Origin of the sequence: Streptomyces hesseae (assembly GCF_031845785.1) — a bacterium.
Classification (GTDB): domain Bacteria; phylum Actinomycetota; class Actinomycetes; order Streptomycetales; family Streptomycetaceae; genus Streptomyces; species Streptomyces hesseae.
Window position 1 is genome coordinate 162,196 of the sequence record NZ_JAVRFI010000010.1, and the last position, 26,432, is coordinate 188,627.

The following is a 26,432-nucleotide window of genomic DNA, read 5'->3' on the forward strand; positions in this document are numbered from 1 at the left end:
GCCGACGACCGGACTCCGGCCCGTTGTCAGACCCCGCCCCTACGCTCGTACGCATGCTCGTGAACCGCGCTTACGTACCGCCCGAGCTCGTCGGTGACGACGGGGCGGACGCCTGGCCCTGGTCGGTGCCCTGTGTGAAGGAGCTGCTGGCCGGCGGGATCGTCTTCGACGCGCCCGTCACCTTCCTCGTCGGGGAGAACGGCTCCGGGAAGTCGACGATCGTCGAGGCGATAGCCGAGGGGTTCGGGCTGGACGCGCAGGGCGGCCGTGCCGGGCGGAAGTACGGCAACAACCGGCCGAGGACGGCGCTGGGCGAGCGCGTCCATCTGGACTTCACGTCGCGCGGCGCCCGCATGATGGCCGGCCCGCGTACGAGGAAGAAGGGCTTCTTCCTGCGGTCGGAGACGGCCTTCGGTCTGATGGGGACGGTCTCGGGGCTGCCCGGCTACTGGGAGGAGGACACCTCCGAGATGAGCCACGGCGAGGGCTTCCTCGCGGTCTTCGAGGCGATGTTCCGGCAGCCGGGCCTGTATGTGATGGACGAGCCGGAGGCCGCGCTGTCCTTCGCGTCCTGCCTGCGGCTGGTCTCCCTGATGCACCGGCTGGGGCGGTCCGGCGCCCAGGTCGTCTGCGCCACCCACTCCCCCGTCCTGGCCTCCACCCCCGGCGCCCGGATCCTGGAGGTGGGCGAGCACGGCATCCAGCCCGTGGAGTGGCGGGATCTGCTGCTGGTCGACCACTGGCGGCGCTATCTGAGCGAGCCGGAGGCCTATCTGCGGCACCTCATACCGGCCGACGAGCGCAGCCGATGAGCGCCGCGGCCACGTCCTGACGGAGACTGACGGAGACTGGTGGCGTGAGAAGCGAGAAGACGCCCTTCGAGGGCGGGCCGCTGGACGGCCGTGTGCTGGACGTCCTGCTCGGGCTGAACGGGCTGCCGCCCAAGAAGTACGAGGTGCCGGTCCCGGCCGAGGAGCCCGGCGCGGCCCCCACCGTGTACGTCTACCGGCGGGAGCCGGCGGCCGTGACGCGGCGCCTCGGGCTCCCCAAGGGCTGGAAGTACGCGTACGACCCGGAGGGCAAGCCGGGTGTGGAGCTGAAGTGGCCCTGGTCCCGCCCCTCCCAGGGACCTCAGGGATCCGACGCACCCCAAAAACCCCACCCGCCTCGCACGGACTGATCGCCGCGCCGGATCAACGTACGGGTGACCCTGATGACGCCCATTGGGCGGTTTCGTCCACGTCGTTCCTACTAGTCATATCGTCCATGGCAGGATCGCTTTCCGGGCGTGATCACGCCCGCCGCCGGAGGTGAGCCTGTGTCAGGACGGTTCGTGCGCGTCGTCAGCGTCGTCCGTGTCGTCCGCGCGTCGGCGCTGGCCGTGAGCACCGCGACCGCCGTGCTCGCCCTGACCGCCGCCCCCGCGCCGAAGGCGTTCGCGGCCCCCGCCGATCCGCCCGGACAGCCGGTCAGCGCCCTGCTCACCAGGCTCCGGGCGCTCTACCGCCAGGCCGAGGAGGCCACCGAGGCCTATGACGCCACCGACGACAAGCTGAAGAAGCAGCGCGCGCGGACCGACAGACTCAACGAGGAGCTGGTCGACGCCCGGATCGCGCTCACCACCGGCCGCGAGGAAGCGGGCCGGATCGCCCGCGAGCAGTACCGGGGCAGCCGGGGCCTCTCCCCCTATGTCCAGTTCCTGCTCAGCGACGACCCCCGGCAGGCCATGGCCCGCGGCCACGAGATGAGACGCGCCGCCGGCCGCCGGGCCGACGCCGTGGAACGGCTCACGGACGGCGAGCGGCGTGCCGCCGTCCTCGCCCGCGAGGCCCGCGAGGCGCTCAACGCGCAGCAGACCCTGGCCGCCGAGCAGAAGCGGCAGCGCGACGCGATCCAGGAGCGGCTGGGCGAGGTGGAGCGGCTGCTGGCCTCGCTCGACGGCGAGCAGCTGGCCGCGCTGCGCCGCGCGGAGGCCGACGGCGTCGGCGACGCCCAGCGCAGACTGCTCGCCTCCGGCGCGCTCAGCGGCGCCCAGGCGCCGTCGGAGGAGGGCGTCCGGGCCCTCGACTTCGCCTTCCGGCAGGTCGGCAAGCCCTACGTCTGGGGCGCGGAGGGCCCGGACGCCTTCGACTGCTCCGGGCTCACCTCCCAGGCCTGGGCACACGCCGGGGACGTCATCCCCCGCACCAGCCAGGAACAGTGGAAGACGCTGCCCAAGGTGCCGCTGAACCAGCTGCGCCCCGGTGACCTCGTCCTCTACTTCGAGGGCGCCACGCATGTCGCCCTCTACCTCGGCCACGGGCAGGTGATACAGGCCCCGCGCCCCGGCGACGTCGTCAAGATCTCCCCCATCGCCGCGAACCCGCTGCTGGGGGCCGTGCGCCCGGACGCGGGCAAACCGCCGATGACCGGCTACGTTCCGCCCGCCGTCAGCGCCCTCGTCTCCGCCATATAGGCCTCCGCCGACGCCGCGTCGTAGAAGTAGTCGTCGAAGTCCGAGGGGTCGTCGAAGCCGTTGGCGATGCGGTCGGCGACCGGCTGGAGCCCCGCCGCCGCGTCGATCAGGGCGCGGATGTGCGGGGACCGGGGGCCGAGCATGGTGTTGGTCCAGCGGGTGACGTGCCGTGCCGAGGCCCAGTACCGCTCGAACGCCGTCCGCATCCACTCCGCGTCGAAGGGCTCGTCGCCCCGCTCCACGATCGAGGCGAGGTACGAGGCGGCGCATTTGGCCGCCGAGTTGGCACCCTGCACGGTGAGCGGGTCGTTGACGACGACCGCGTCACCGACACCCAGCACCAGCCCGCCGGACGGCAGCCGGCCGACCGGATCGCGGACGGCCGGGACATAGCGCCCGGCCAGCGTGGCGCCCGGGTCGGTCAGCTCCACGGCGGTGGCCCGCCCGTACTCCCACGGAACGAACCACTCCAGCAGCTCCAGCGTCCGCGTCAGATGCTCGCCCGGGCCCTCGACGTCCTGGAAGACGTCGAGGGGTCCGCCCGGCAGGCCCTCCCAGAAGAGGATGTCGGCCCGGCCGGAGGTGGTCAGCGTGGGGATGACCCACAGCTCGCCGACGCCGGGGACGACGGTGCAGCGCGCCGCGTCGTACTCCGGGTGCTCGGCGCGCGGGCCCAGACCGTGGACGTAGGAGAGCGCGAGGCAGCGCTGCGGCGTGGTCCACGGGGAGCGGGCGGGGTCGCGGCGGAAGAGCGAGACCAGCTCGCCCTTGCCCGCGGCGACCAGCACCAGATCGTGGCGGGGGGCGAGGAAGTCCAGGTCGGAGACGGCCGCCGCGTGGACGACGAGCCGACCGCCGCGCTCGGCGAAGGCGTCCAGCCAGCCGGCCATCTTCACCCGCTGGTCGACGGACTGGGCGTAGCCGTCCAGCCGGCCGATCCAGTCGACGGGCCGCTGGACACCGGGCACGCCGGGGACCGTCCCGGCGACCGAGAAGCCCAGGCCCAGGGCGCGCGGGGCCAGGCCCTCCCAGAAGTTGAGGCCCAGCTCGCGCTCGTAGCGCAGCGCGGTGCGGAACATCATCTGGGTGGACATCACCCGGCCGGAGCGGATCTCCTCCGGGGTGCGGTTCGACATGACGGTCACGTCGTACCCCTTGGCCTGAAGTCCCAGGGCCAGCTGGAGCCCGGACTGGCCGGCTCCGACTATGAGGATCCGTCGCAACGCCCGCCTCGGCTCGGCTCGGGTGCGGCGCTCGGCGCGGCACGGTGAACGGCCCGGGAGACGGCTCCCGGGGTGATCTCCAGGGCCCGGCCCACCAGTGTCAGCAGCGTCTCCACGACGGTGATCCGGTGCCGGGCGTCCATGGTGACCACGGGAACGTCCGGTTCCAGGGACAGGGCCTCGCGCACCGCCTCGGGAGAGTGGCGCGCGGTGCCCTCGAAGTGGTTGACGGCGACGACGTAGGGCAGCCGGCAGCTCTCGAAGTAGTCGAGCGCCGCGAAGGAGTCGGCCAGCCGACGGGTGTCGACGAGCACGACCGCGCCGATGGCGCCGCGCACCACGTCGTCCCACATGAACCAGAAGCGCTGCTGGCCGGGGGTGCCGAACAGGTACAGCACGAGGTCCGCATCGAGGGTGATGCGGCCGAAGTCCATGGCGACGGTGGTCGTCGCCTTGGCGGGGACGGCGGTGTGGTCGTCCACGTCCTCCCCGGCGGTCGTCATGACCGCCTCCGTGCGCAGCGGGGTGATCTCGGAGACGGAGCCGACGAAGGTGGTCTTCCCGACCCCGAAGCCCCCCGCGATCACGATCTTGGTGGCGGCGGGGGCGCGGGAGAGGTCGGTCTGCCAGCCCGGGGCCGGTCCCCGGGCAGGTCCCTGGTCGTGGGGGGCCGTCGCGTCAGAGCCTGCGTAGTCCACTCAGCACCCTTTCGAGCAGCGCGCGGTCGGGTCGTCCGGTGAGGTGGCCGGTGCCGTAGACGCGGATCCTTCCCTGGTCGGCCAGGTCGCCGAGGAGGACGCGGACCACGCCCAGCGGCATCCTCAGCAGGGCGGAGACCTCGGCGACGGAGCGCAGCCGCCGGCACAGCCCGAGGACGGCGCGCACTTCCGGCAGCAGCCAGGAGGTGAGCGCTCCGCCGGGCCCGGCCGGGGCGCCGGGGCCGCAGGCGTCGCCCCGGCCGTCGTCGGCGTCGGCCAGGGCACCGACGAAGGTCTCCATGAGCAGCACATGGCCGCAGCGGCCACGCCCGCCGGTGAGCGAGTACGGGCGTACGCGCGCGGTGCGCCGGTCCGGTACGGGCCCGGCGGGGGCGCGCAGCACGGGGGCGGCGGTGCTCATCCGGCGGCCTCCACCGACTGTCGCAGCTCCCTGCGGAGTTCGGGGGTCAGGACGTGTCCGGCCCGGCCCACGAAGAGGGCCATGTGGTAGGCGACCACGCCCATGTCGCAGTCGGGCGCGGTGTGGACGCCCAGCAGCGAGCCGTCGCTGATGGTCATGACGAACAGGCCGCCCCCGGCCATCGCGACCATCGTCTGTTTGACGGGCCCGCCGTCCATCAGCGCCGCGGCGCCCGAGGTAAGGCTGCCGAGTCCGGCGACGATGGTGGCGAGGTCGGCGGTGGAGCCGCGCGGCCCCTCCGCCGCCCCGCCCACGCCGCCCGCGCCCGGCTGGTCGGGGGTGGAGGAGAGCAGCAGCAGTCCGTCGGAGGAGACGACCGCGACGGAGCGCACGCCCGGTACCTCCTCCACCAGATCGGTGAGCAGCCAGTGCAGGCTCCGGGCCTCCTCGCTCAGTCCGTAGGCGGTGACGCCCGTGGTACGGGTGGGGGTTACGGGCGTCGCCCCCTGGGAAAATGCAGTCAACCGCGTGCCTCCTCTACAGTGCCGCCCTCGTCCGGCGCCCCCGCTCGGTTCCGATCAGTACCACGATCACGCGCGCTGTGATCACGTCCCGTCAACCCCGTCGTATGCGTCAACTCCACTTCGACGTCCCGGCGTCCGTCGCGCGCGCCCTGCTGGAAGCCCGCCAGCTTGCGGCGGAGCGCCTCCGCGTCGACGCCCTGGCGGACGCTGAGCGGCACGGGCTTGCGGGCCACGACACGGGGGGTGCGCTTGGGCAGGCCGTTGCCGGTCATGCCGGGTACGTCCGTGGCGCCGTAGCCCGGCGGGGGCGGTGCCATCGCCGGGCCGGCCGGTGCCGCGCCGGCCGCCGTCGAGGGCCCCGCCGCCGGTCCCGCGGGCCCGTGGGCGGGCGCGGGGCGGGCGGACTGCTGCCAGCGGGGCTCCGGGATGGGGGCCGGGGCCGGGGTGGCCGGCGGGGGCGTGGCGCTCCGGGAGTGCCGTCCGGCCGGATACGGAGTGGTCGAGTGGGGCGGCGTCGGGTACGGCGCGGCCGGGTGCGGCGGCGCCGGTTGCGGAGGAGCGGCCGGGTGCGGCTCTTCCGGCGCGGGTGCGGGCCTGCGCACGGTGGTGAGCTGGATGGTGTGCTCCTCCTGCTGGGCCCAGGGGGCCGAGCGCCGGGGTCCGGGCACCACGGGCGGCGGGCCCTGCGGGTGGGACCGGCCGTGCAGCGTATGGGAGTTGGCCTCGGCGACCACGCCGGGCAGGTCGATGTGGGGCGCTGTCCGTACGGCGCCCGGGAGCCGGTTCCCGGCGAGGTCGGTCGCGGCGGCCGGGGGCTCGGCGGGGAGCAGATGGCCGGGCAGGACGACGACGGCGGTGATGCCGCCGGGGCGCTGTTCGCGCAGCTGGACGCGGACGCCGTGCCGGGCGGCGAGGCGGGCGACGACGTACAGGCCGAGGCCCATGACGGGGTCGCCCTGCTCACCGAATCCGGTGCCGCGCGGGTCCGGATCGGCTTCGGCGAGGAGGGCGTTGAGCTCGTCCAGCCGCTCGGGCGGCATACCGATGCCCTCGTCCTGGATGGAGAGCATGACCTCGCCGTTCTCCAGCAGCCAGCCGGAGACCTGGACCTGGACGTCCGGGGGCGAGAACGTCGTGGCGTTCTCCAGCAGTTCGGCGACGAGGTGGCTGACGTCGTCGGCGGCGAACCCGGCGAGCTGGGCGCGGGCGGGCAGGGAGTGGATCCGGACGCGCTCGTACCGCTCGATCTCGCTGACGGCCGCCCGCAGGATGTCCAGCAGGGGCACGGGGCCGGAGTGGGTGCTGTGGTGGTCGGCGCCGGCGAGGGTGAGGAGGTTCTCGTTGTGGCGGCGCATCCGGGTGGCGAGGTGGTCGAGCTTGAAGAGCACCTCAAGCCGGTCCGGGTCGGCCTCGTGGGCCTCCATGGACTCGATGACGGTCAGCTGCCGCTCGACCAGGCCGAGGGTGCGGCGGGAGAGGCTGACGAAGGTGGCGTGGACCCGGCCGGAGAGCCCGCTCATCCGGTCGTCGATCTCCTGGCAGCGGGCGCGCAGCGCGTCGCGCTCGTCGGCGAGGTCCTGGCGGGCCACGTCGAGGCGGTTGCGCTCGCCCTCCAGCAGGGCGACGCGCTCGCGCAACCGGACGATCGTGCCGTGGAGGACATTGACCGAACGGGCGACCTCGGCGAATTCGTCGTCGCGGCCCCGGAAGGCGACCGGTTCCTTGTCCACCGGGTCCGCGCAGACGCGGCGCGCCCCGAGGCGGAGCGCGGCGAGCGGCCGGGTCACCGAGCGGGCGGACTGCACGCCGGTGCCGAGGATCAGGAGGAAGGCCAGCGCTGCGAGCGCGCCGCGCACCTCCAGCGCGGTGGTGTCGTGCTCCCGCAGTCCGGCGAGACGGGCCATCTCCTCGGTGCCGAGGCCGGATTCGAGCCCCCGCATCTGGTCGACGCGGGCGGTCAGCTGCCCCCGTACGGTCCCGGGCCGCTCCGGTTCGGCGGCGACGGCCTGGGGCCGGGCGGCCAGCCGGGCCAGCCGGGCCTCGGCGGCGGCGGTCTGGGGGCCGCCGACGGTACGGGCGTACTCGGCGCGCAGCCCAGCGGGGGCCAATTGGTGGAAGTCGTCGAGGGCGGCCTGCTCCTGCAGTCGTCGCTGCTGGGCGGCGACCAGGAGCGGCGTCTGGGCGGCGCCGCGGGCCGCCAGTGCGGCCAGGAACAGGCCTCGGGTGGCGGAGGCCTCCTCGACGGCCCGGCCGAGGGCGGGCAGCGCGACGGCCTCACCGGGCCGGGCCCGGCCGGGCAGCCGCTGGACGAGCCCGGTCTCCACGGCGTGGAGGGCCTGGACGGTGGCGGTGTAGGCGGTGAAGACGGCGAGGGCGTCGTCGGGCCCGGCCAGGGCGCGTCGGCGCAGCTCGGGCAGGGCGGCGAGGCGGTGCCGCAGGGAGTCTGGCGCGCTTGCGCGGAACTCCTCGATCTGCCGGTCCACACCGGCCCGTTGCTCCTCCGAGGCCGCGCCCGCCCCGCCCGCGTCGGTACGGCCTCCGGCCACGTACTCGGTCATGGTGTCGCGCTCGTCGGCCAGGGCGTGGGCGAGGGCGACGGCGCCGCTCGCGGTGGTGGCCTGCCCGGCGAGGCGCCGGGAGTCGGTGAGGTCGCGTATGGCGTCGGCGATGCCGAAGGCGCCCGCACCGAGGGCGCCGAGCGAGACGACGGCGACGGAGGCGATGAGCCTGTTGCGTACGCGGGCGGTGCGCTCCGGTACTCCTGTGGTCTGCTGTTCGCGCGTGCCGCCGCGAAGCCGCTTCTTGCGCACCGGTGCTCGCATTCTGCTCTGGTCTTCCGCTCCACCCGCTGGTGGCCCCTGCCGGATGTCACCCACCGCTTCCCCCCCGGCAAGTGCCCCACCCCATCAACCGCCGAGCACGCCGGAAGGATGCGCGTCAACGGGCAAGGAAATTCGGGCATCCGGCACACTGGGCGCATGCGCATCGAACTCTCCACCCAGCCAGGGGATCCGGGCCGTCCGAACGAGGATTTCGCGTCCGTCGCCCTGCCCGCCGGCGGGCAGGGCGGAGTCCTGGTGCTGCTGGACGGGGTGACGCCGCCGCCGGCCGGGGAGTCGGGGTGTACGCACGGGGTTCCGTGGTTCACGGCGCGACTGGGCGGGGCGCTGCTGGAACTCGCCTCCTCGCGCCGTGAGATGCCCCTGGCGGAATGTTTGTCGGCCGCCATCTCCCGTACGGCCGACGCCCATCGGGAGACCTGCGACCTGACGCGCCGGCTCACTCCGCAGGCGACGGTGGTGGTGGCGCGCTGGGACTCGGAGGCGGTGGAGCACCTGGTGCTGTCCGACTCGGCGCTGCTGATCGAGGGGGCGGACGGCACGGTGTCGGCCGTCCTGGACGACCGCATCGCCCGGCTGGCCGCCGCCGGGCGGGTGACGGATGCCCAGCGGAATGTGGAGGGCGGTTTCTTCACGGCCGCCGCCGATCCGGCGGTGAGCGCCCGCGCGGTCACGGGTACGACGGCGCGCGGGGACGTCCGTGCGCTGGCGGCGCTCACGGACGGCGCGGCGCGCTGGGTGGAGGTCTTCCGGCAGGGGCGCTGGGCGGACTGTTTCGCGCTCCTGGCGAAGGAGGGCCCGCAGGCGCTGATCGACCGCGTCCGGGAGGCGGAACTGGCCGACCCTGACGGGCGCGCGTTCTGCCGGGGCAAGGCTCATGACGACGCGGCGGCGGTTTACGCGGAGCTGTGAAGGATGGGCATCCCTAATCCGCCGCGACGGTGATCGGCCGTCACGGCGGAGCCCGGCGGTGGCCGGGCGCCGTCGCGGCGAGACGGGTGCGGGCCGTCGGGCGTTACGCCTCAGCCCGCTCGTTCAGCTGGTGGAGCAGGCGGGCCAGCTCGGCGACCTCCATGCGGTTCCAGTCCGCGAACTTGCGGATGTACTGCGCACGACGGGCGTCCCGCACACGGGTGAATCGTTCCCGCCCCTCCGCCGTGATCCGGATCAGCGCGGCGCGGCCGTCGGCGGGGTCCGGGTCGCGGGCGATGAGGCCCAGGTCGCCAAGGGCGCGCAGCTGACGGCTCATGGTGGCCTTGCCGACGCCGAAATAGCCGGCGAGGTCCGTGGCGCGCTGCGGGCCGCCCTCCTCCAGCCGTACGAGCAGCCCGTACGCGGCGGGCTCCAGGTCGGGGTGGACCTCGCGGGCCATCTCGCCGGAGGACGCGCGGGCGCGGCGCAGGAAGACCGCCAGCTCACGCTCCAGGGCGAGGAAGGCGGGGTCGACGGCGGGACCCTCACACGGGTCCGCACCGGTGTCCGAACCGGTGCCCGTATCGGCGTCGGCGCCCCGGCCGGGGACGTCTTCCGCCGGGAGCGGGGCACTGGTCTCGTGGGTCTCCTGCACGTGAGGCCCTTTCCTGCTTTCAGCCGCTGAAAAAATCATTTCGGCCGCGTCGTGTCGCCGCAGCTCCGTAAGTATTTCGCAGGATTAGTCCAACGGCAGCACCCCGGGTCCCCATCACGGTGTGCGACACCGCTCCTCACCCGATTAATGACATGGTCATACCAATTCGATAGCCGTTGAATTCTCCCCCCTCTCCCCCCACCCTGGCTTTCGGAGGCACCATATGCCCGCACATCGCTCAGGGCCGGGCCGCCCGGTCCCCTACAGACCCGCGGCCCGACCCGCCCCCTTGGCCCCCCTCGTCCCCCTGCTCTCCCTACTGGCCCTGCTCCTCACCCTGCTCGCCCTGCCCGGCACCGCCGCCGCGGCCACGGCCGGCTCCCGGCAACGCCCCTTCCACCCCGAGCGCGACTGGATGGGCTCGACCGTCCCCGCCCACGAGGCGGGCAGACCCCCGGCCGGGGCCGGCGAGGCGATCGCCACGGTCGAGGGCGTGGACGTCAGCAGCCACAACGGCAACGTCCCCTGGTCGACGCTCTGGAACAAGGGCGCCCGCTTCGCCTACGTCAAGGCCACCGAAGGCACCAGCTACCGCAACCCGTCCTTCTCCCAGCAGTACAACGGCTCCTACGACGCCGGCATGATCCGCGGCGCGTACCACTTCGCCCTGCCGAGCAACTCCGGCGGCGCCGACCAGGCCGACTACTTCGTCGACCACGGCGGCGGCTGGTCCGACGACGGCAGAACCCTGCCGGGCGTGCTCGACATGGAGTACAACCCCTACGGCAGCACCTGCTACGGCATGAGCGCCGACGCGCTGCTCGACTGGGTCGCAGACTTCCTCTCCGTCTACCGCCACCGCACCGGGCGCGACGCGGTCATCTACACGACCACCGCCTGGTGGAAGAAGTGCACCGGCAACTACGGCCGCTTCGGCTCGGACCACCCGCTGTGGGTGCCGCGCTACGGCTCCTCGGCCGGGGAGCTGCCGAACGGGTGGGACTTCCACACCTTCTGGCAGTACACCGAGACCGGCTCGACCGTCGGCGACCACAACCTCTTCAACGGCTCGCTGAGCAGGCTCAAGTCGCTGGCGTACGGCTGACGGCACGTCGTCGTCCCGAAAGCACGAGGACCGGGCCCCGGCGTGTCGACGCCGTGGGCCCGGTCGTAAGGGTCGTAGGGAGGGACCGGCGACTCCGCGAGCCGCCGGTCCCGGGGGTCAGCTGCAGTTGCCCGCCGGGCGGGTGCGGGTGACCAGGTCGGTGTAGCCGGTGGTGCCGTCGATCCACACCACCTGCTTGCCGCCGGCCGCCGCCGCGGAGAGCTGCTCACCGCGGTTGCAGGAGACGCGGGCGCGGTCGGTGCCGTTCGCCCCGCCGAACTGCCACAGCTTGGACATGGTCTCGTTGTGGTACTTGGGGTCCGGCAGCGACGCGGTCACGGTCAGCGCCTCGTCGGAGGCGGTGAGGCCCTGGGCGAACAGGGCGCCCTCGCCCTTCTCCTTGCTGAGGTCCACGGTCCCGGTGCCGTCGAGGTTCGACCGGCGCACGGCCACCTGGCCGTCGTCGACGACCTCGTCCGCCAGCCAGAAGACGTACTTGCCGTTGATCGCGGTCTCGCCGATGCTCTCGGGCCGGCCGAGCTGGTTCATCAGCTTCCGCTCGCCGCTCTTGAGGTCCAGCACCTCGACGCCCATGCGGTAGTCGCCGCCGTCGGCGTAGGTCTTGGCGTACGCGAGCCGGCCGCCGGAGAGCGAGGGGAACGCCGAGCCGGTGTCGGCCTTGCCGCCGTCGGCCCAGGTCGCCTCCTTGTCACCCGTACGCATGAAGCCCACGTGCCGGGCGCCGAAGGCGTCCATCTTCTCGAAGGCCACGACGCCGCCCTCGACCCGGACGTCCAGGATGTTGTCGGAGGTGCTGTACAGCTTCCTGACCGGTCCGCCCGCGAGCGGCCGCGACAGCACCTCCATGCCGGCCGCGCTGTACGCCGCCCACGCCACGGTCTTGCCGTCGGTCGCCGGGTTGACATGGAAACGCCCGTCATTCGGGCTGATCAGCTTGGGCGCGCCCTTGCCGTCCGTGCGCCCGGCCCACACCGAGAAGGCCTCGGTGCCGTCATCGTTCGACTTGGACGTGGCCCACCAGCCGCCGCCCGCGCCGACCTTGGTGCTGTAGACGTTGAGCTTGCCGAGCAGCTGGTCGGAGTCCACACCCATGGCCTGTTCCCAGTTGGGAACGATGCCGTGGGCGTTGAAGGAGCGCTGGACGACGTTCAGGTCCTTGGCGGAGACCTTGAGCGCCTTGGCGGCGGCGATCACCGCGTTACGGCCCTCGGTGAACCCGTCGAGCGGGGTCATGTACTCGGTGAGCGCCTTGTAGGCGATCTTGTCGGCGAGGGTGCGGCCCAGGTCCTCGCGGATGTCCCAGAGGGCGCCCGAGAAGATGGTGGAGTTGAGGTGCACCCCGCCGTTGTCGCTGGCGAAGGAGACGCCCAGGAAGTTCTTGGACGTCGTCGCCCCGTCGTTGAGGTCGCGGAAGGCGCACTGGCGCGGGGTCTTGGTCCGGCAGAGGTTGCCGCCCATCAGTCCCGCGTCCGGGTCGTCCATGGACATGCCGGCCGCGTCCACGGCGATGGCGTTGCCGAAGTAGTCGGCGATCGCCTCGTTGAGCGCGCCGGACTGGCCCGCGTAGACGAGGTTGGCGCTGTTCTCGACGACACCGTGCGTCATCTCGTGGCCGACCACGTCGAGGTCGGCGGAGAGCGTCTTGAACTCCTCGTCGCCCCCGCCGTACACCATCTTGGTGCCGTCCCAGAAGGCGTTGACGTACGGCATCCCGAAGTTCGTCACGCCCACGAGGGAGTTGATCGCCATGCCCCGGCCGTCGAGGCTGTCCCGGCCGTGCACCTTCTTGTAGTAGTCGTACACCTTGCCCGCGGCCCAGTGCGCGTCGACCGCGCCCGCGTCCGTGGCGTCCTTGCCGAACTGCGGGCCCTTCGAGCCGAACTCCTTGAGCCCCTCGGGCCAGCGGCCGCCGCCCACCTCCGAGACGTCCTTGCCGCGCGCGTCCCAGGTGGAGATCACGTTCTTGCTGGTGTCCCACATGCGGGAGTGGTCGTTCATGACGTACTCGCCGCGGGCCGTGTCGAAGAACAGGCCGAGCTCGACGGTGGTGCCGTCGTACTTCACGCCCGATCCGGCGACGCCCGGGTGCTTGGCCGGGCCCCCGGCGGGCTCGCCTTCACCGGCCGCCTTCACCTCACCGGTGGCGGCGGTGGCGGTGGCGGTGGCGGCCTTCGGCGTCCCGAAGGTCTTGATCCCGCTGTACTGGAGCACCGGATAGCCGGACTTGGCGTCGACGTACACCTCGTGCAGCACGGGCTGCCCGGTCGCGGGGTCGGTGCCCCGGACGGTGACGTGCTGGGTCAGCACACCGGCGCCCTTGGGCAGGACGACGAGGCCGCGCGCGGTGCCCTTGAGCGAGGCGGCCGCCTTGGGCTTGGCCGTGAGCTTCTTCCCGCCGATCCGCGCGAGCGTCGCACCGACCGCCCGCTGGACGGCCAGCTCCTCGCCGACCTCGGGCGTGGTGCCGGTGGTGAGGCCCGTGAAGTACTTGCCGGAGGTGCCGGTGACGACGCGCTTGCCGTCCTTCTTCTCCATCCGGACGACGTACTGGCCGCCGAGGACGTCGACGCCCTTGTGCTTCTGCTGGAGCCTGACCGTCTCGTTCGGCCCGGTCGTGACCGACTGGACGGCCTTCAGGTCCCGGCCCGGATCGGCGATGCGATAGCGGCTCTTCTTGTCCGCGAGGTGCCCACGCGCGGCGTCGGCCGCGCTCCCGCCCGCCTTCACGCCCTCCCGGATGCCGTCGACCAGGGAGGGGGTGGAGGTTCCCTTCCCCGGAATGACATCCGCCGGATCGCCGGCGGCCGGCGCGGCGAACGCCTGCGCGGGCACGGCGGACACGACAAGGGCGGCAGCGCCCATCAGCGCCGCCGCCCCTGCTATGCCGCTCTTCGCGACCTGTCTTCCTGAACGTGCTCTGGAACGTGCTCTGGACTTACGCAAGGTTCCCCCTCCGTACGTACGGAACGCCGGAACATCTGTGGTCGGGGCATATGCAACAGGCGGGGAGGAGGCTGATCAATGGTTCGCGCGTTGAGGGGGGTTACTTTCGGCCTAGGTGGGTTGGGTGGGGCGGGGAGGCAACCGAGGGGGTCTTCTTCACCTCCGGGCCGGGGCCGGCCGCCTCGAAATCAGTGGTGACTCGGCCAGTCGCGGGCGAGGATCGCGCCATGCGCACCTTCCTGGAGACCGACCGCCTCGCCCTGCGCGCGTTCACGGAACCCGACACCGACCACCTGCTCGCGCTGGACAACGACGCGGAGGTCATGCGCTTCATCAACGGCGGCCGCCCCACGACTCGCGAGGCGATCCGGACGCGCGTTTTGCCGCGGCTGCTCCACGACCACCCCTGCTCCGGGACGCGCGGCTTCTGGGCGGCGGAGGAGAAGGCCACCGGGGCGTTCCTCGGCTGGTTCGAATTCCGTCCGCTGGACGACCACGACCCGGCGGTGGTCGAACTCGGCTATCGGCTGTGCCGGGCGGCGTGGGGCAGGGGCTACGCCACGGAGGGCTCGAAGGCCCTGATCCACAAGGGATTCACGGAGCTGGGCGTGGAGCGGGTGACCGCGAACACGATGGCCGTGAACACGCGCTCCCGGCGCGTGATGGAAAAGGCGGGCCTGTCGTTTCTACGGAACTTCACCGGTGACTGGCCCGAGGCGATCGATGGCTCGGAGCACGGGGAGGTCGAGTACGAGCTCACCCGGGAGGAGTGGGAACGGCACCGCCGCGAAACGCGGCCCACGCGGTGGGTGTGAAGACGAGTACCGGGCCGCCCGGGTCCTTGCTGTCACGGACCGGGACGGCCCCGGGTATGTTGTCGGCGATTTCGAGGCAGTTGCCGCCGTCTGGGTTGCTGTAGGAAGACTTGCGCCACGCTGCGGCGCTCAGGTCTATTCGGACGGATTGCATCTCAAGCTGTCCTCCGCGACTTGCTTGACGAACGCCACGGACTCCCGGGGCGAGAGGGCGTCGTCACGCACGAGATCGTAAACCAGACGCATGCGCTCCACGGGCTCTGGATACTCGGTCAGTTCTCCCGCGAAGGCGTCCTCCGTGTAGGCCACCGTCTTGCCGCCCGGCAACCACAGGAGTGTCAGCGAAGTGCCGACGAGGCCATGCAGCCCTGCTGAAAAGGGCAGTACCTGAAGCGTGACGTTCGGCATGGCGGCCACGTCGAGCAGGTGGGTGAGCTGCGCCTGCCATGCCTTGGGCCCCTTGGGCGCCCTCATCAGCACGGCTTCGTCCAGGATGGCCCGATACACGGGCAGATCCTCGCGGAACAACCACTCCTGACGAGCCAGTCGTGCGACCACCTGCTCCTCAAGCTCCTCCAGTCCCCTGGACGAAGCAGCTCGCAGAACTTCACGAGCGTAATCCTCTGTCTGAAGCAAGCCGGGCACCGTGCTGACGGAGAACTCGTATCGAGACGTCGCTTCGCTTTCCAGCGCCATGAACCGCTTGTACTTGTCCGCGATTACGTCCTCGGTAGCGAGCTCCCACAGCAGACTCAGGTGCTTGTCCGTCCCGTACACCTGGTCCAGGGCCTGCATGACCTCCGGCGATCCGAGGCGGTCGCCCTTCTCCAGCTTGTGCAAGTACGCGCGGTCGTACGTCGTCTCCTCCGCCAGCTCGCTCAGCGACCTGCCCGACTCCTCGCGCAGACGCGCCAGTTCTTCCGCCAGCGTCCGCCGGGCCGAGGGCTTGCGCCCCGAAGTGGACTTACGTGCGGGCACTACTACTCCCCTGTGGTCCATGCGCCAAGGGCTACAGCCCTGCTCTTCCGGAGCCTAGACCCGCACGGTCACGCTGTAAGTCCCCTCGCACGGACAGTCATGCGGGGGACGTAGTGAGGGATGAGTGAAAGGCGTACCGCGGTGACGTACAGGATCGGTGCCTATGTCGTGGATACCCGCGACGACAGAATCGCCCAGGTGGTCGGCGAGGGCGAGACCCTCGTGGCCGTCCGGCAGCCGGGCGGCGAGGCGGTCTGGGAGGTGCCGCCCTCCGCGCTGCGGCTCGCGACGCGCGAGGACCGGAACGCGGCGGGGCTGCGGCCGTATCTGAGCGGCTGTGCCGAGTGCGTCGAGCTGGACGACGCCCTGCGGAAGGCGGTGGGCGAGGATCGCTCCCGCGCGGGCGCGGCTGTGCGGATGCACTGGATCGTGACGCACGGCGTGGTGACGGAGGGGCGACGATGAGGGGCGTCGGACGGCTCGTGAACCACTGTCCGCACGACGGAGGGTGGGCCTCCGCCAGCGGTGAGCAGCGCTGTACAGCCTGCGGGACGCGGCGTTTTACGGACTACCGGGGCGTATGGCAGCCGGGGCTCCCGGAAACGGTGACGCCGTCCGAGAAGCCCCGCCCCGGTGCGGACCGCTCAGCCGCGACGGCGATCGCGAACCGCTTCCGGTTGCGCCGACGGTTCAAAGGAACGGCGCTCCGCGCCGCCTACTGACAGGCCTCATGTCCCACCTTGTCCCGGCACGGACTTCAGGCGTACCGACCACCACCCGCGTGGTCCCCCACCCCCGTCGGGGGACCACCGGCGGTGGGCTCACTCGTCGACCGGCTCCCAGAGCGCCGGGGTGCCGGCGCCGTTCTGGTGGGTGCGGCCGAACGCCACGTCGGCGAAGTGGATGCCGAAGCCGATCGTGCCGGGCGCGGACAGTTCCTCGACCAGCCGGCGGCGGTAGGCCGCCGAGCGCTCCGCGTCGTGGTCGACGATGGCGGACCATTCCGGGTGGCTGACCTGGACCGGTGTGTGCATGGCGTCGCCGAAGGCGATCAGTCGGCGGCCGCCGCCGGTGATGACGTACGAGGCGTGGCCCGCCGTGTGGCCCTGCGAGAGCGCGACGCGCACGCCGGGGAAGATCTCCTCGCCGTCGGCGACGGTGCGGATCCGGGGTTCCAGGATCGCGGTCATCTCCTTGGAGATGCCGTGCTCCTCCAGGAGATCGCGATGCGTCCACTCCTCCTCGCTCACGAGGTGGTCGGCGTGGGCGAACGGGAGCTGCTCGGCGCCCGGGGCCGACTGCCAGAGCCAGCCGATGTGGTCGATATGGAGGTGGGTGACGGCCACGGCTTCTATGTCGGCGGGGGCCCGGCCGATCTCGGCGAGGCTATCGAGCAGACCGCCGCCGGAGATCGCCCCGATGGGGCCGCCCTCGCCGGCCGGGTGCGACTGAGGTCCGAAGCCCGCGTCGATCAGCAGGGCGCGGTCGCCGTGCTCCACCAGGAGACCACCCATGCCCGCCACGAAATAGCCGGAGTCGTCCAGATATGCGGAGTAGGCGGCCCAGTCCTCCTCCGTACTGGTCGGCAGCCAGGCGCTCGGCGAGAGCTGGACCACGCCGTCCGGGACGTACGTGACCTTGATGTCACCGAGCTGGAGGCTGCGGATCCCCGACGGGCGGAGCAGTCGATCGCCCGGACTGCTCTGGGAGTTGGTCGTCATGCGTCCACGATAATCTTCCAGCTTGAATGATTCAAGCTATAAAGATGTCCACTTGATGCAGTGGGCCTAAGATGGCTCCATGAGCAGCCCAGAACCGCAGACCCTCGCCGAGCGACAGCTCTGCGGCCTGGTGAACGGCCTCGCCCGCCAGATCTCCGACCACGTGCGCGTGGCCGCGACCCGCCTCGGCCTCACCGCGCCACAGGCCACGGCCCTGCGCGAGCTCAACGGCCCGATGACGATGCGGGAGCTCGCCGACCGGATGAGCTGCGAGCCGTCCAACGCGACCTTCGTCATCGACAAGCTGGAGTGCCTGGGGCTCCTGGAGCGTCACCCCCACCCCACGGACCGCCGCGCCAAGCAGTTGATCCTGACGGCCGAGGGCACGGCGGTGCGCGAGCGCCTCATCGCCGTCCTCTCCGAGGACTCCCCCCTGCGAGCCCTCACCCACGACGAGAAGGTCACCCTCCACGCCCTCCTCGACCGGGCGGTCACCCACCGCCCCTGAGATGAGGGAGGCCCCCGGACGGGGGCCTCCGCCACTCACGCCGCCAGCGGCACCCGCTCACCGGAGACCGTCGTCGCCGGCGTCAGCGCCAGATCCAGGACCTGGCGGACGTCCGAGACGGCGTGGACCTCCAGCTTGTCCAGCACCTCGGCCGGCACATCGTCCAGGTCCGGCTCGTTCCGCTTGGGGATGATCACCGTGGTGATCCCCGCCCGGTGCGTGGCCAGCAGCTTCTGCTTCACCCCGCCGATGGGCAGGACGCGGCCGGTCAACGACACCTCGCCCGTCATCGCCACGTCCGGGCGGACCTGGCGGCCGGAGAGCAGGGAGGCCAGCGCCGTCGTCATCGTGACGCCCGCGCTCGGGCCGTCCTTGGGCACCGCGCCCGCGGGGACGTGCAGATGGACGCCGCGTTCCTTGAAGTCGCCGACGGGGAGCTCCAGCTCGGCGCCGTGGGAGCGGAGGAAGGAGAGCGCGATCCGCGCCGACTCCTTCATCACGTCGCCCAGCTGGCCGGTGAGCGTCAGGCCCGCGCCGCCGCTCTCCGGGTCGGCCAGGGACGCCTCGACGAACAACACGTCGCCGCCCGCGCCGGTGACCGCGAGGCCCGTGGCCACGCCGGGGACGGCCGTGCGCCGCTCGGCCGGGTCCTGGGCGGACTCGGGCGTGTGGTGCGGGCGTCCGATCAGCGGGCGCAGCTGCTCGGCGCCGATGGTGAAGGGCAGCTCCTGCTCGCCCAGTTCGTGCTGGGCCGCGACCTTGCGGAGCAGCCGGGCGATGGCGCGCTCCAGGTTCCGTACGCCCGCCTCGCGGGTGTACTCGCCGGCGAGCCTGCGCAGGGCGTCGTCCTCCAGCACGACCTCGTCGGGCTCCAGGCCGGCGCGCTCCAGCTGGCGGCGGAGCAGGTGGTCGCGGGCTATGACGACCTTCTCGTCCTCGGTGTAGCCGTCGAGGCGGACCAGCTCCATCCGGTCCAGGAGCGCCTCGGGGATGGCTTCGAGGACGTTGGCCGTGGCCAGGAAGACGACGTCGGAGAGGTCGAGCTCGACCTCCAGGTAGTGGTCGCGGAAGGTGTGGTTCTGGGCGGGGTCGAGGACCTCCAGGAGGGCTGCGGCCGGGTCGCCGCGGAAGTCGGAGCCGACCTTGTCGATCTCGTCGAGGAGGACGACCGGGTTCATGGAGCCGGCCTCCTTGATTGCCCGGACGATCCGGCCGGGCAGCGCGCCCACGTACGTCCGCCGGTGGCCGCGGACCTCGGCCTCGTCGCGGACGCCGCCGAGGGCGACGCGGACGAACTTCCGGCCCATGGCCCGGGCGACGGACTCGCCCAGCGAGGTCTTGCCTAAACCCAGTTGGGGGAGCTAACTTCCCCTCATGACCATGGAGCGAGTGACCGGCATGGCGTACCACGCGGCAGGTTATGACAGGCAGTCCGAGGCCCGGAAGAACCAGAGCGCCACATCCCCCGCTGTTCAGCGGGCCAACAACCGGGCCGAAGCAGAACGCCGGGCCCGTGCTGGCGAGGACATTGTATGGGTCGGTCATTTCTCCGAGGCACTCGGCACCTCCGCATTCCGGTCCGATAAGGAACGGCCAGAATTCGAGCGACTGCTAACCGCGTGCCGCAGGGGTCAAGTCAACATGATCATCGTTGACTATGTGAGCCGGTTCTCTCGCCTTGAAGTCATGGACGCAATCCCGATTGTCTCGGAGTTGCTGAATCTCGGCGTAGTCATCGTGTCCACCTCGGAGGGGACGTTCCGTAAGGGAAACCTTATGGACTTGATCCACCTCATGATGCGCCTTGACGCTGCCCACAACGAGAGCAAGAACAAGAGCCGAGCCGTTCAGGGCGCGCACAAAATGGCTAAGCGTCTCGGCGGGTTCATGGGCAAGCCCCCCTACGGTTTCGAGCTGTACCCGGTTGAGGTCCCCAACCCGGACAGCCCCAAAGAGATCATCGTTATTCAGAAGCTCCGCCATGCACGCACCAAACTTTCCGGCCCTTTCAAGACCGAGGGTGACGTACTGCGCCAAGCGGCCAACCTGTTTGAGGCCGACATGGGCGGGGCCACGCAGAACCGCCGAGGAGAGGGGAACAGGCCCGGTTCGCTTAACGGCATCTGCGTTGGATTCCGTGAGTCCAAGGTTCCGACGCGCGGCCAAATCGTGGGCAAGAAGACGGCCGACAGCGAATGGGACCCTGCGGCCCTCAAGCGCATGTTGCGTGACCCGCTGATTGCCGGATTCGACCGGGACCCGATCAAGAACGATTCGGGCAAGGTGACCGGCTACAGAATCAAGCGCGACCCTGTGACTATGCGACCGATTGAACTTGAGTGCGGAGCAATCATCCCGCCCGCTCAATGGTGGAAACTTCAGCCCGGCCTAGACGCCACCGGCCGAGGAAAGGGCCAGACTCGCAGCACTGAACAAGCGCTGCTCTCAGCAATGGACCGCCTTTGGTGCGAGTGCGCCAACGTGATGGTTGGTCATCGCAAGTTGGCCAACCCTTCCAAGTCGTCGTACCACTGCAAGCGCGGCAACAAGATCAAGCCGGGGCAGCATGAGGGCACGGTTACGATCAACATGATTGGTCTCGACGACTACGTAACGCGTCAGGTGTTCGCCCTCATCATGACGGCCGAAGACGACCCCGAGACAGGTGACATCTTGGCCGAGGCTGCCCGCCGGTGGGGTGTGCTTCACGAGGCCCCCGAACGGGCCGGTGAGCGCTCCGAATTGCTCGCCGAGAGGGCGGACGCCGTACGGGCCCTTGAGGAGCTATACGAGGATCGCAAGGCCGGTGGCTACTCAGGCAAGATCGGGCGGCGCGCATTCCTCAACGCCGAGGCGGAAGCGTCCATGCGGCTGGAGGCCACCGAGGAGCGGCTAGCCGAATTGGACGACAGTGCAACGCCCGTGCTGCCTATCGCTGAATGGACCGCGCGGGACGACGGTTGGGACGGAGACCCGATCGGCAAGGGGACATGGTGGCACAGGGCCAGCATTGACGACCGGCGCGAATTGATCCGGCTGTTCATCGACCGCATCACGGTCCGCAAGTCCAACGTCATCGGGTCGGCCCCCGGCAAGAAAGCCATCATCGGCCCTCGGGTAGAGATCACATGGGCCGAGCCTCCCGCCGAGGAGGACGAAGACGCCGAGGGCATGGCCGCGTAGGCACGACAGCGAGCAAGGGCCCCGTTCCTGGATTCACAGGGAGCGGGGCCCTTCGCTATTCCCACAGAAATCCAGGAGGCTCCGAAGCGACTTCCCAGCCTCCCAGCGGAGTAGGTGTGCCGAGTGCTGTTTCTGATGGTCACTTTTGGCCCCCCTATAGAAACTCTTATAGGGACCCAACTTTCTATTCAGAATCGACACTCACAACATAACCCCAGGTAGGAGAGGGTCTAGAGCCATGTCAATTCCGCCGGGCCGTGCTGATCCCCTTTCGCTGAAATAGACGACCTTTTCTTCTCTGCAACGAATAGGTAACGACAGTGTCATGAATGTCCGTTCCGTCTGCGTTTGCGGTTTACAAACTCGCTCGTAGTAGGTAGAGGCGCACGCGCGTGATTCGTTGTCCTGGCGTCCCAGGGTTTCGCGCTGACCTCCCCGGAGCGTTACGGGGTGAGTTGCAAACGCCCCTTGCGGCTGCATCCGTAATCCCCCTAATTCGTCGGCGAGTCGAGTCACGCGCGCATACAGCGGCGCATTCCTCGCTGGTGGGCCCCCTTGCCCGCTGTGGTCTATGCAGAGACCCGGCGCGCGAGGGGGCCTTTTTGTTTATCTGTTTGGATTCCAGATGCTTTCCGTTCTCAAGGGCGATGCCCTTTGTGTCTTCACCCGCTATACCTCCGGCGCCATGGAGGACCCATGTGAAGCTCTCGACGCGCACCGCGCATTTGCTACCGAGCTTCTTTGTGATGACGCAGTCACCACCGAAGAAGTGCGCGAATCTGTGCGGTCTCTCATAAGGGCGCTCAATTATGTGACCACTCAGCGAAATGGCCGACCGGCCGAATCTAATCCCATCTAAGGAGTTCTGACCATGGCCAACATCTTTGCTGTTAGCGATGCAGTCGCTAAGCATGCGGCCTCGCTACTTAAGGCTGAACTAGTCCTAGGGCGTCTGGTTTTCCGTGACGCTGAGGCCGAGTTCACCGGTGGCCGGGGAGACACTGTCCGGGTGCGTGTTCCCCGGGTAATTGCCGCTAAGCCGTTTACCGGCTCCACCGCTGCGGTCACGAGCCCTCTCAACGAGCAGGCCGTACCTGTCAAGCTCAACACTCACGCGATGAGTGGTATTGAGCTGACGGCTAAGGACATGACGCTCAATGTTGAGAGCTTCGCCGCACAGGTTCTAATGCCCCAGGTGGCCGGAGTTGCCGAGATGATCGAGGATGAAATTTCCAACGTAATGCAGCCGATTATTGACGCTGCCACGCTGACGATTGATCCGGCTAACCCTCGTGATGCGATTACCAAGGCGGGCGAGATTCTCGATACGCGCAAGGTTGGCGCCAAGTCTCGTGTCCTGGTAGTGAGTCCGAACGTTAAGCGTGCTCTCCTAATGGACCCGAACCTTTCGCAGGTCGATTCGGCCGGTTCTCCGTCTGCGCTGCGTGATGCGATCGTGGGCCGCCTGCACGGTTTCGACGTCTACATGTCGCCCTTCATCAAGGATGGCGCTGTTGCCATGACCACGGAGGCTTTCGCCGCAGCAATCAAGGCACCGGCCAAGCCGTATTCCGTCAATGGCGCATCCGCGACCGATGAAAACGGCCAGGGCTACGCGATGACTTGGTTTGTTGCTTTCGAGGGCGAGACCCGACAGGAACGCAGCATCGTTGAGGCATTCGTGGGGGCGACCGTTCTGGATTCTCAGCGGGCGGTTGGTCTCAAGTTCGTTCCGGCACCGTAAGGAGTGGTGATTGTGGCTGAGGTCGAGAACACGCCTGAGACGCCGCAGGGAGCCGCTGTAAGCCCTACTGAGGCTACGGAGGTGGAATCGACCCCCGAGGTTGAGGTCACCCCGGATGCGGGCGCTGAGGGTCTTTCTGGGCTCACGGCGGAGCTTGAGGCTTCCCGCGCGGAGACCGAGGAAATGCGTACTGCGCTGGCCGAGGCTGAATCCCGGGCTAAGGCGGCCGAGGTGGCCTTAGAACGGGAGCGAGCGGCCCGCCGCAATGGCCTGCCGGATGAGCTGGTCTCGTTCCTCCGGGGCGAGTCTGCCGAGGAGCTAGCGGCGGAAGCTGCGACGCTGGCTAAATACGCATCGGCGGGAAGTGCCGGAATCGGTACGGGTGGCCTTGACCCGACCGATACGGGAGACGGCGGGATCGTTGCCCGTATCGTCCGGAAGTCTCGCGAACTCTAATGGCCGGTGAGTGTGATGTGCATTGCCGCTACTGCGGAGTTCAGGAGTTGAATCCCGGATGCCCTTTGCGAGGCGTGCGGCCGGAAGCGTGCCGCATGGTGACGACGATGACTTGGGATGAGTACCAGCGGTGGAAGGCGGAGCAGAAAGCCAGCCGTTCCAAGTGACGACGCTCCCAATTGAGCCATAGAATCCAAGGTGAGGGGTGGGGGGTGACCCCCTTTTGACGCCTTTCCGGACCGCATGCGTATAGCAGGCCGACCCGGGTACGGGTTTTGGAGTCGCCGAAGCATGGGCTGCCTTTGATCAAAAGGTCAGACTTTCGCCGGCTGCGGGGTCCAGGGTGCCACTCGCCCTGTCGCCCCAAGGGTTTGCGGCACCTTCGATTCAACGACCAGCCCCCGGGACCGCTCCCTCGCTGGGAGGGTTGCGGGGGCTTCGCTGTGGGGTCAAGTGCCCCGTGGCCAGGCGGTCTTGACGGACGCGCCCGAGCGAGTGAGGGTCTTGCAATCGGCCGCAATCCGATCGACAGAGGGAGAGTGCAGACATGAAGCTGCGGTTCCTTGGGATCATCCCGAACACGCCCGTGGACGACTCGCCGACGATCTGGCTAGACGAGGACAGCGGGGATCTGCTGATCCAGTCATACAAGGCCACTGAGGACGAGGTGAAGGCGTGCCAGGAGATCGGCTCCATCCCCGGGCACAGCACAGATGTCCCGAATCACGAGACGATCATTCGGCTCCCCGCTGTGATGCTGAAGTACATCCCGCGACCGGAGGACAGCAACGGTGAAGTACCCCGTACGTGAAGGGATCTCCAAGGCACAGCGCTCCGCCGTGCACCTGGAGATGCGCGACAGCTACACCCCGGGTGATCCGGAGTTTGCCCGCTGGCGCGCTGGCCATCGGTACCACGGCGACCCGGCCAAGCTGCCGGACTGGTGGGGTACGTGGCATGAACTAGTGCAGAAGACGACGGCGCGCGGAGTTGTCATGCGGCGGGCCCGCATCGTCTCCGAGCCGGTCACGGACTACATCAGGTACGAGCACGACCTGACGTTCGCCAACGTCGCAGCGGGGGAGCTTGTCCGCTGGTTGCCACGACGCCGAGCCGCCGACATCCCGCTACCGGGTACTGACCTATGGATGTTCGACGGCGAGTCGGTGCTGTTCACGTACTTCTCTGGCGTCGGGGAAGTCGTTGACCGAGAGTGGCGAACAGAGCCCGAAGTCGTTCAACTAGTCTCCACAGCCTTCGAGTTGGTGTGGCAGCGGGCTACGCCTCACGAGGAGTACAAGCCGGTCTACTGAGCCATGCCCCAATCAGCATCATCTAGCGTCCAGCAAGCCCGGCAGATCCTTGCCGACCGCCTTCGGGAGATGGTCAAGGACGCCGGGCTTGACGGCAAGGATCTCGCCGCGCGTTGCGGCTGGCACCCGTCCAAGGTGTCTCGGATCTCGACAGCCAAGACGCAGCCCAGCGCGGACGACATTCGGGCCTGGTGCCGGGCATGTGGCGCGGAGGGCCAGGCAGAGGACCTGATTGCCTCGCTGCGGGCTGTTGAAGGCATGTGGGTGGAATGGCGTCGCATGGAGCGCGCGGGGCTGCGACGGGCGCAGGAGGCCGTTCTACCCCTGTTCGAGCGAACCCGCCGGTTCCGCGCCTACTCCTCGTGGTTCGTGCCCGGCCTGCTCCAGACCCCCAGGTACACCGAGGATGTGTTGCGCGCTGTCCAGCGGAGACGGGTCACGGTCGACGACGTGGCCGACGCCGTGGCCGTCCGCATGGAGCGTCAGCGCGTGCTCTACGAGGGGCAACGGCGGTTCGCGTTCCTTGTCGAAGAGGGTGTTTTGGGAAACGGGCTCGGTGACGCCGAGACGCAGGCGGAACAACTTGATCACTTGCTCACGGTCGGCGCACTGCCCAACGTCAGTGTTGGCGTGATCCCCGTCCGCCTTGGACGGGCACGCATGCCAGTCGAAGGGTTTTGGATCTTCGACAAGGCGCAAGTGAACGTTGAGCTTGTGTCCGGGCACCTCACGCTGACGCAGCCCAGCGAGGTAGCGATGTACGCCGACACATTCGCCACGCTGGCCGACATGGCGGTCTACGGGGACAGGGCCCGTGCATTGCTCGCCAGGGCCCGCGACTCCCTCGTGTAATCGGCGCGCAATCGCGTGCAATCCGCTGTGAGTTGAGAGGCCACCGTTCCTAGCGTGGTCCCTTCTCGGACCACGTGAGGGGACGGCGAGATGGGCAGTCGCACGAGGATGCCGGACACCGGCGCAGAGCAATGGGACTACGTGACGTACGCCCCGCCCGGCCAGAAGTGTCTCAAGTGCAGAAGGCCGATCGGTGCGCTTGAGCCGTGCCGACGCAGGGACGACGACAGGGCATCCCGTGGCCCTCTGGTGACCTACACGCACATCGCTTGCCCCGAGGCTGGGGGCACCAAGTGAGACGACAGACGTTCAAGTTCGCCGACTGGACGACGACGCCGGATCCGAAGGCGTCCGCTGAGTACACGGTCATCTGTCGGGACACCCTGAACGGAGCCGACGATGACCGGGACGAGGACGCGGAGCCGTGCGGGTGGTCATTCAGCGTCCTGGACGACAAGGGCGAAGCCGACAAGCAGCAGAAGGCCCACGCCGACGCCACGGAACACCGGTTCTTCTTGGAAATCTCCCGGTGCCCCACGGTCATCACGCCCCCGCCGGGATCGGTCTTGGCGGGCCGTCTCGCCCGACGCGAACGCGCGACCCAATGACAGCCCCTGCGAGGCTCCGCAGGCCCCCTGTGCGCCCGTTACCCGCCCCGGAGCTGGTAGAGCTGGTGGACCTCACGCAGGATCCTGACGGCCCTTACGCCGACTCTCCCGAGGGCTGGTGGACTCAGTACGGCGGAGCGATAGACCGACGTTCAGGGGTGGTCTACATCCCTCCGCACCGGGCCCACGAGGTGCCGCGCAAGGTCTACCCCGAGGCGGCCGAGGGGTGAGGCGCGGGTGCGTCCTGGCGCTGGCCGTTCTGTCCGGCCTCGCTCAGTTCCTGACCTGGGCGCTCGTGGGCCTGGTGCTCACACTGCCCCTCTAGGTTTCCCACCCTTCCCGTGATCGCGGCGGCGCGGGGCGGTAGGGGTGGGAGGACAGACCCGGCTGGTTGGGCTACGCCGATGGCCCGGCCGACCGGACAGCGGCACTCCCGATCGGACAAGCCCAGGGTAGG

Annotated in this window: 26 protein-coding genes and 1 pseudogene; 16 read left to right on the top strand and 11 right to left on the bottom strand. The window is 69.7% G+C overall.

Going from position 1 to position 26,432, the window contains the following annotated elements:
* The first annotated feature begins 53 nt into the window (after positions 1 to 53).
* From RM609_RS17855 to RM609_RS17865, 3 genes are all read left to right on the top strand, one after another.
* Entirely contained in the window at positions 54 to 812 is a 759-nt protein-coding gene (locus tag RM609_RS17855; protein ID WP_311612050.1) for an AAA family ATPase, read from the top strand.
* Between the two features lie 44 nt (positions 813 to 856).
* Positions 857 to 1,180 (top strand): DUF8847 domain-containing protein, encoded by a 324-nt coding sequence (locus RM609_RS17860; protein ID WP_311612051.1) that lies wholly within the window; start codon positions 857 to 859, stop codon positions 1,178 to 1,180.
* A 138-nt stretch (positions 1,181 to 1,318) separates the two neighbouring features.
* Positions 1,319 to 2,455, top strand: a complete 1,137-nt coding sequence (locus RM609_RS17865; RefSeq protein ID WP_311612053.1) for a C40 family peptidase — start codon at positions 1,319 to 1,321, stop codon at positions 2,453 to 2,455.
* Here RM609_RS17865 and RM609_RS17870 read toward each other — a convergent pair.
* The 5 genes from RM609_RS17870 to RM609_RS17890 form a co-directional block, all read right to left on the bottom strand.
* Complete coding sequence (locus RM609_RS17870; RefSeq protein WP_311612055.1) at positions 2,413 to 3,678, bottom strand: styrene monooxygenase/indole monooxygenase family protein; 1,266 nt, start codon at positions 3,676 to 3,678, stop codon at positions 2,413 to 2,415. The genes RM609_RS17865 and RM609_RS17870 overlap by 43 nt on opposite strands.
* On the bottom strand, positions 3,660 to 4,376 hold the full coding sequence (locus tag RM609_RS17875; protein WP_311612056.1) for a GTP-binding protein: 717 nt from the start codon (positions 4,374 to 4,376) through the stop codon (positions 3,660 to 3,662). Before RM609_RS17875 ends, RM609_RS17870 begins: the two co-directional genes overlap by 19 nt.
* Positions 4,357 to 4,797: a DUF742 domain-containing protein gene (locus RM609_RS17880; RefSeq protein WP_311612058.1), complete on the bottom strand. Its 441-nt coding sequence runs from the start codon at positions 4,795 to 4,797 to the stop codon at positions 4,357 to 4,359. Before RM609_RS17880 ends, RM609_RS17875 begins: the two co-directional genes overlap by 20 nt.
* Complete coding sequence (locus tag RM609_RS17885; RefSeq protein ID WP_438828471.1) at positions 4,794 to 5,252, bottom strand: roadblock/LC7 domain-containing protein; 459 nt, start codon at positions 5,250 to 5,252, stop codon at positions 4,794 to 4,796. The genes RM609_RS17880 and RM609_RS17885 overlap by 4 nt, the downstream gene beginning before the upstream one ends.
* 65 nt (positions 5,253 to 5,317) lie before the next feature.
* Positions 5,318 to 8,143 carry a sensor histidine kinase gene (locus RM609_RS17890; RefSeq protein ID WP_311612062.1) on the bottom strand — a complete coding sequence of 942 codons (2,826 nt, stop codon included), beginning with the start codon at positions 8,141 to 8,143 and terminating at the stop codon, positions 5,318 to 5,320.
* Between the two features lie 156 nt (positions 8,144 to 8,299).
* On the opposite strand from RM609_RS17890, the gene RM609_RS17895 reads away from it, so the two are divergent.
* On the top strand, positions 8,300 to 9,073 hold the full coding sequence (locus RM609_RS17895) for a protein phosphatase 2C domain-containing protein (RefSeq protein ID WP_311612064.1): 774 nt from the start codon (positions 8,300 to 8,302) through the stop codon (positions 9,071 to 9,073).
* Between the two features lie 103 nt (positions 9,074 to 9,176).
* On the opposite strand, the gene RM609_RS17900 is transcribed toward RM609_RS17895, so the two are convergent.
* Positions 9,177 to 9,728: a MarR family winged helix-turn-helix transcriptional regulator gene (locus RM609_RS17900; protein WP_311612065.1), complete on the bottom strand. Its 552-nt coding sequence runs from the start codon at positions 9,726 to 9,728 to the stop codon at positions 9,177 to 9,179.
* Between the two features lie 223 nt (positions 9,729 to 9,951).
* Between RM609_RS17900 and RM609_RS17905 the strand changes: the two genes are divergently transcribed.
* On the top strand, positions 9,952 to 10,833 hold the full coding sequence (locus RM609_RS17905; RefSeq protein ID WP_438828469.1) for a lysozyme: 882 nt from the start codon (positions 9,952 to 9,954) through the stop codon (positions 10,831 to 10,833).
* A gap of 117 nt (positions 10,834 to 10,950) precedes the next feature.
* On the opposite strand, the gene RM609_RS17910 is transcribed toward RM609_RS17905, so the two are convergent.
* Positions 10,951 to 13,716 (bottom strand): M4 family metallopeptidase, encoded by a 2,766-nt coding sequence (locus tag RM609_RS17910; RefSeq protein ID WP_311612069.1) that lies wholly within the window; start codon positions 13,714 to 13,716, stop codon positions 10,951 to 10,953.
* Positions 13,717 to 14,024: 308 nt separating this feature from the next.
* Between RM609_RS17910 and RM609_RS17915 the strand changes: the two genes are divergently transcribed.
* Entirely contained in the window at positions 14,025 to 14,612 is a 588-nt protein-coding gene (locus tag RM609_RS17915; RefSeq protein WP_311612071.1) for a GNAT family N-acetyltransferase, read from the top strand.
* On the opposite strand, the gene RM609_RS17920 is transcribed toward RM609_RS17915, so the two are convergent.
* Together RM609_RS17920 and RM609_RS17925 are read right to left on the bottom strand one after the other, a co-directional pair.
* On the bottom strand, positions 14,554 to 14,766 hold the full coding sequence (locus RM609_RS17920) for a DUF397 domain-containing protein (RefSeq protein WP_311612072.1): 213 nt from the start codon (positions 14,764 to 14,766) through the stop codon (positions 14,554 to 14,556). The genes RM609_RS17915 and RM609_RS17920 overlap by 59 nt on opposite strands.
* A complete protein-coding gene (locus tag RM609_RS17925; protein WP_311612074.1) occupies positions 14,748 to 15,590 on the bottom strand; it encodes a helix-turn-helix domain-containing protein in 843 nt (280 codons plus the stop codon). Before RM609_RS17925 ends, RM609_RS17920 begins: the two co-directional genes overlap by 19 nt.
* A gap of 141 nt (positions 15,591 to 15,731) precedes the next feature.
* Between RM609_RS17925 and RM609_RS17930 the strand changes: the two genes are divergently transcribed.
* The gene (locus RM609_RS17930) at positions 15,732 to 16,055 is read left to right on the top strand and encodes a hypothetical protein (protein ID WP_311612076.1); all 324 of its coding nucleotides are present in this window, start codon (positions 15,732 to 15,734) and stop codon (positions 16,053 to 16,055) included.
* Positions 16,052 to 16,312, top strand: a complete 261-nt coding sequence (locus tag RM609_RS34535) for a DUF6255 family natural product biosynthesis protein (RefSeq protein ID WP_369016245.1) — start codon at positions 16,052 to 16,054, stop codon at positions 16,310 to 16,312. The genes RM609_RS17930 and RM609_RS34535 overlap by 4 nt, the downstream gene beginning before the upstream one ends.
* A gap of 99 nt (positions 16,313 to 16,411) precedes the next feature.
* On the opposite strand, the gene RM609_RS17935 is transcribed toward RM609_RS34535, so the two are convergent.
* Entirely contained in the window at positions 16,412 to 17,311 is a 900-nt protein-coding gene (locus RM609_RS17935) for an MBL fold metallo-hydrolase (protein WP_311612077.1), read from the bottom strand.
* A gap of 79 nt (positions 17,312 to 17,390) precedes the next feature.
* Between RM609_RS17935 and RM609_RS17940 the strand changes: the two genes are divergently transcribed.
* Positions 17,391 to 17,819: a MarR family winged helix-turn-helix transcriptional regulator gene (locus tag RM609_RS17940; protein ID WP_311612078.1), complete on the top strand. Its 429-nt coding sequence runs from the start codon at positions 17,391 to 17,393 to the stop codon at positions 17,817 to 17,819.
* 35 nt (positions 17,820 to 17,854) lie between these two features.
* Here the strand turns inward: RM609_RS17940 and RM609_RS17945 are convergent.
* A pseudogene (locus RM609_RS17945) lies at positions 17,855 to 19,168 on the bottom strand (S16 family serine protease); the annotation flags it as partial.
* A gap of 25 nt (positions 19,169 to 19,193) precedes the next feature.
* Between RM609_RS17945 and RM609_RS17950 the strand changes: the two are divergent.
* From RM609_RS17950 to RM609_RS17980, 7 genes are all read left to right on the top strand, one after another.
* Positions 19,194 to 21,002, top strand: coding sequence for a recombinase family protein (locus tag RM609_RS17950; RefSeq protein WP_311612080.1), 1,809 nt, complete (start codon positions 19,194 to 19,196; stop codon positions 21,000 to 21,002).
* A gap of 871 nt (positions 21,003 to 21,873) precedes the next feature.
* Complete coding sequence (locus tag RM609_RS17955) at positions 21,874 to 22,746, top strand: major capsid protein (RefSeq protein ID WP_311612082.1); 873 nt, start codon at positions 21,874 to 21,876, stop codon at positions 22,744 to 22,746.
* Between the two features lie 12 nt (positions 22,747 to 22,758).
* Positions 22,759 to 23,202 (top strand): hypothetical protein, encoded by a 444-nt coding sequence (locus RM609_RS17960; RefSeq protein WP_311612084.1) that lies wholly within the window; start codon positions 22,759 to 22,761, stop codon positions 23,200 to 23,202.
* A 547-nt stretch (positions 23,203 to 23,749) separates the two neighbouring features.
* The gene (locus RM609_RS17965; RefSeq protein ID WP_311612085.1) at positions 23,750 to 24,013 is read left to right on the top strand and encodes a hypothetical protein; all 264 of its coding nucleotides are present in this window, start codon (positions 23,750 to 23,752) and stop codon (positions 24,011 to 24,013) included.
* A complete protein-coding gene (locus RM609_RS17970) occupies positions 23,994 to 24,515 on the top strand; it encodes a DUF6879 family protein (RefSeq protein WP_311612087.1) in 522 nt (173 codons plus the stop codon). The genes RM609_RS17965 and RM609_RS17970 overlap by 20 nt, the downstream gene beginning before the upstream one ends.
* Positions 24,516 to 24,518: 3 nt before the next feature.
* Entirely contained in the window at positions 24,519 to 25,367 is an 849-nt protein-coding gene (locus RM609_RS17975) for a helix-turn-helix domain-containing protein (RefSeq protein ID WP_311612088.1), read from the top strand.
* 293 nt (positions 25,368 to 25,660) lie between these two features.
* Entirely contained in the window at positions 25,661 to 25,975 is a 315-nt protein-coding gene (locus tag RM609_RS17980) for a DUF7848 domain-containing protein (protein ID WP_311612089.1), read from the top strand.
* Positions 25,976 to 26,432: the final 457 nt, after the last annotated feature.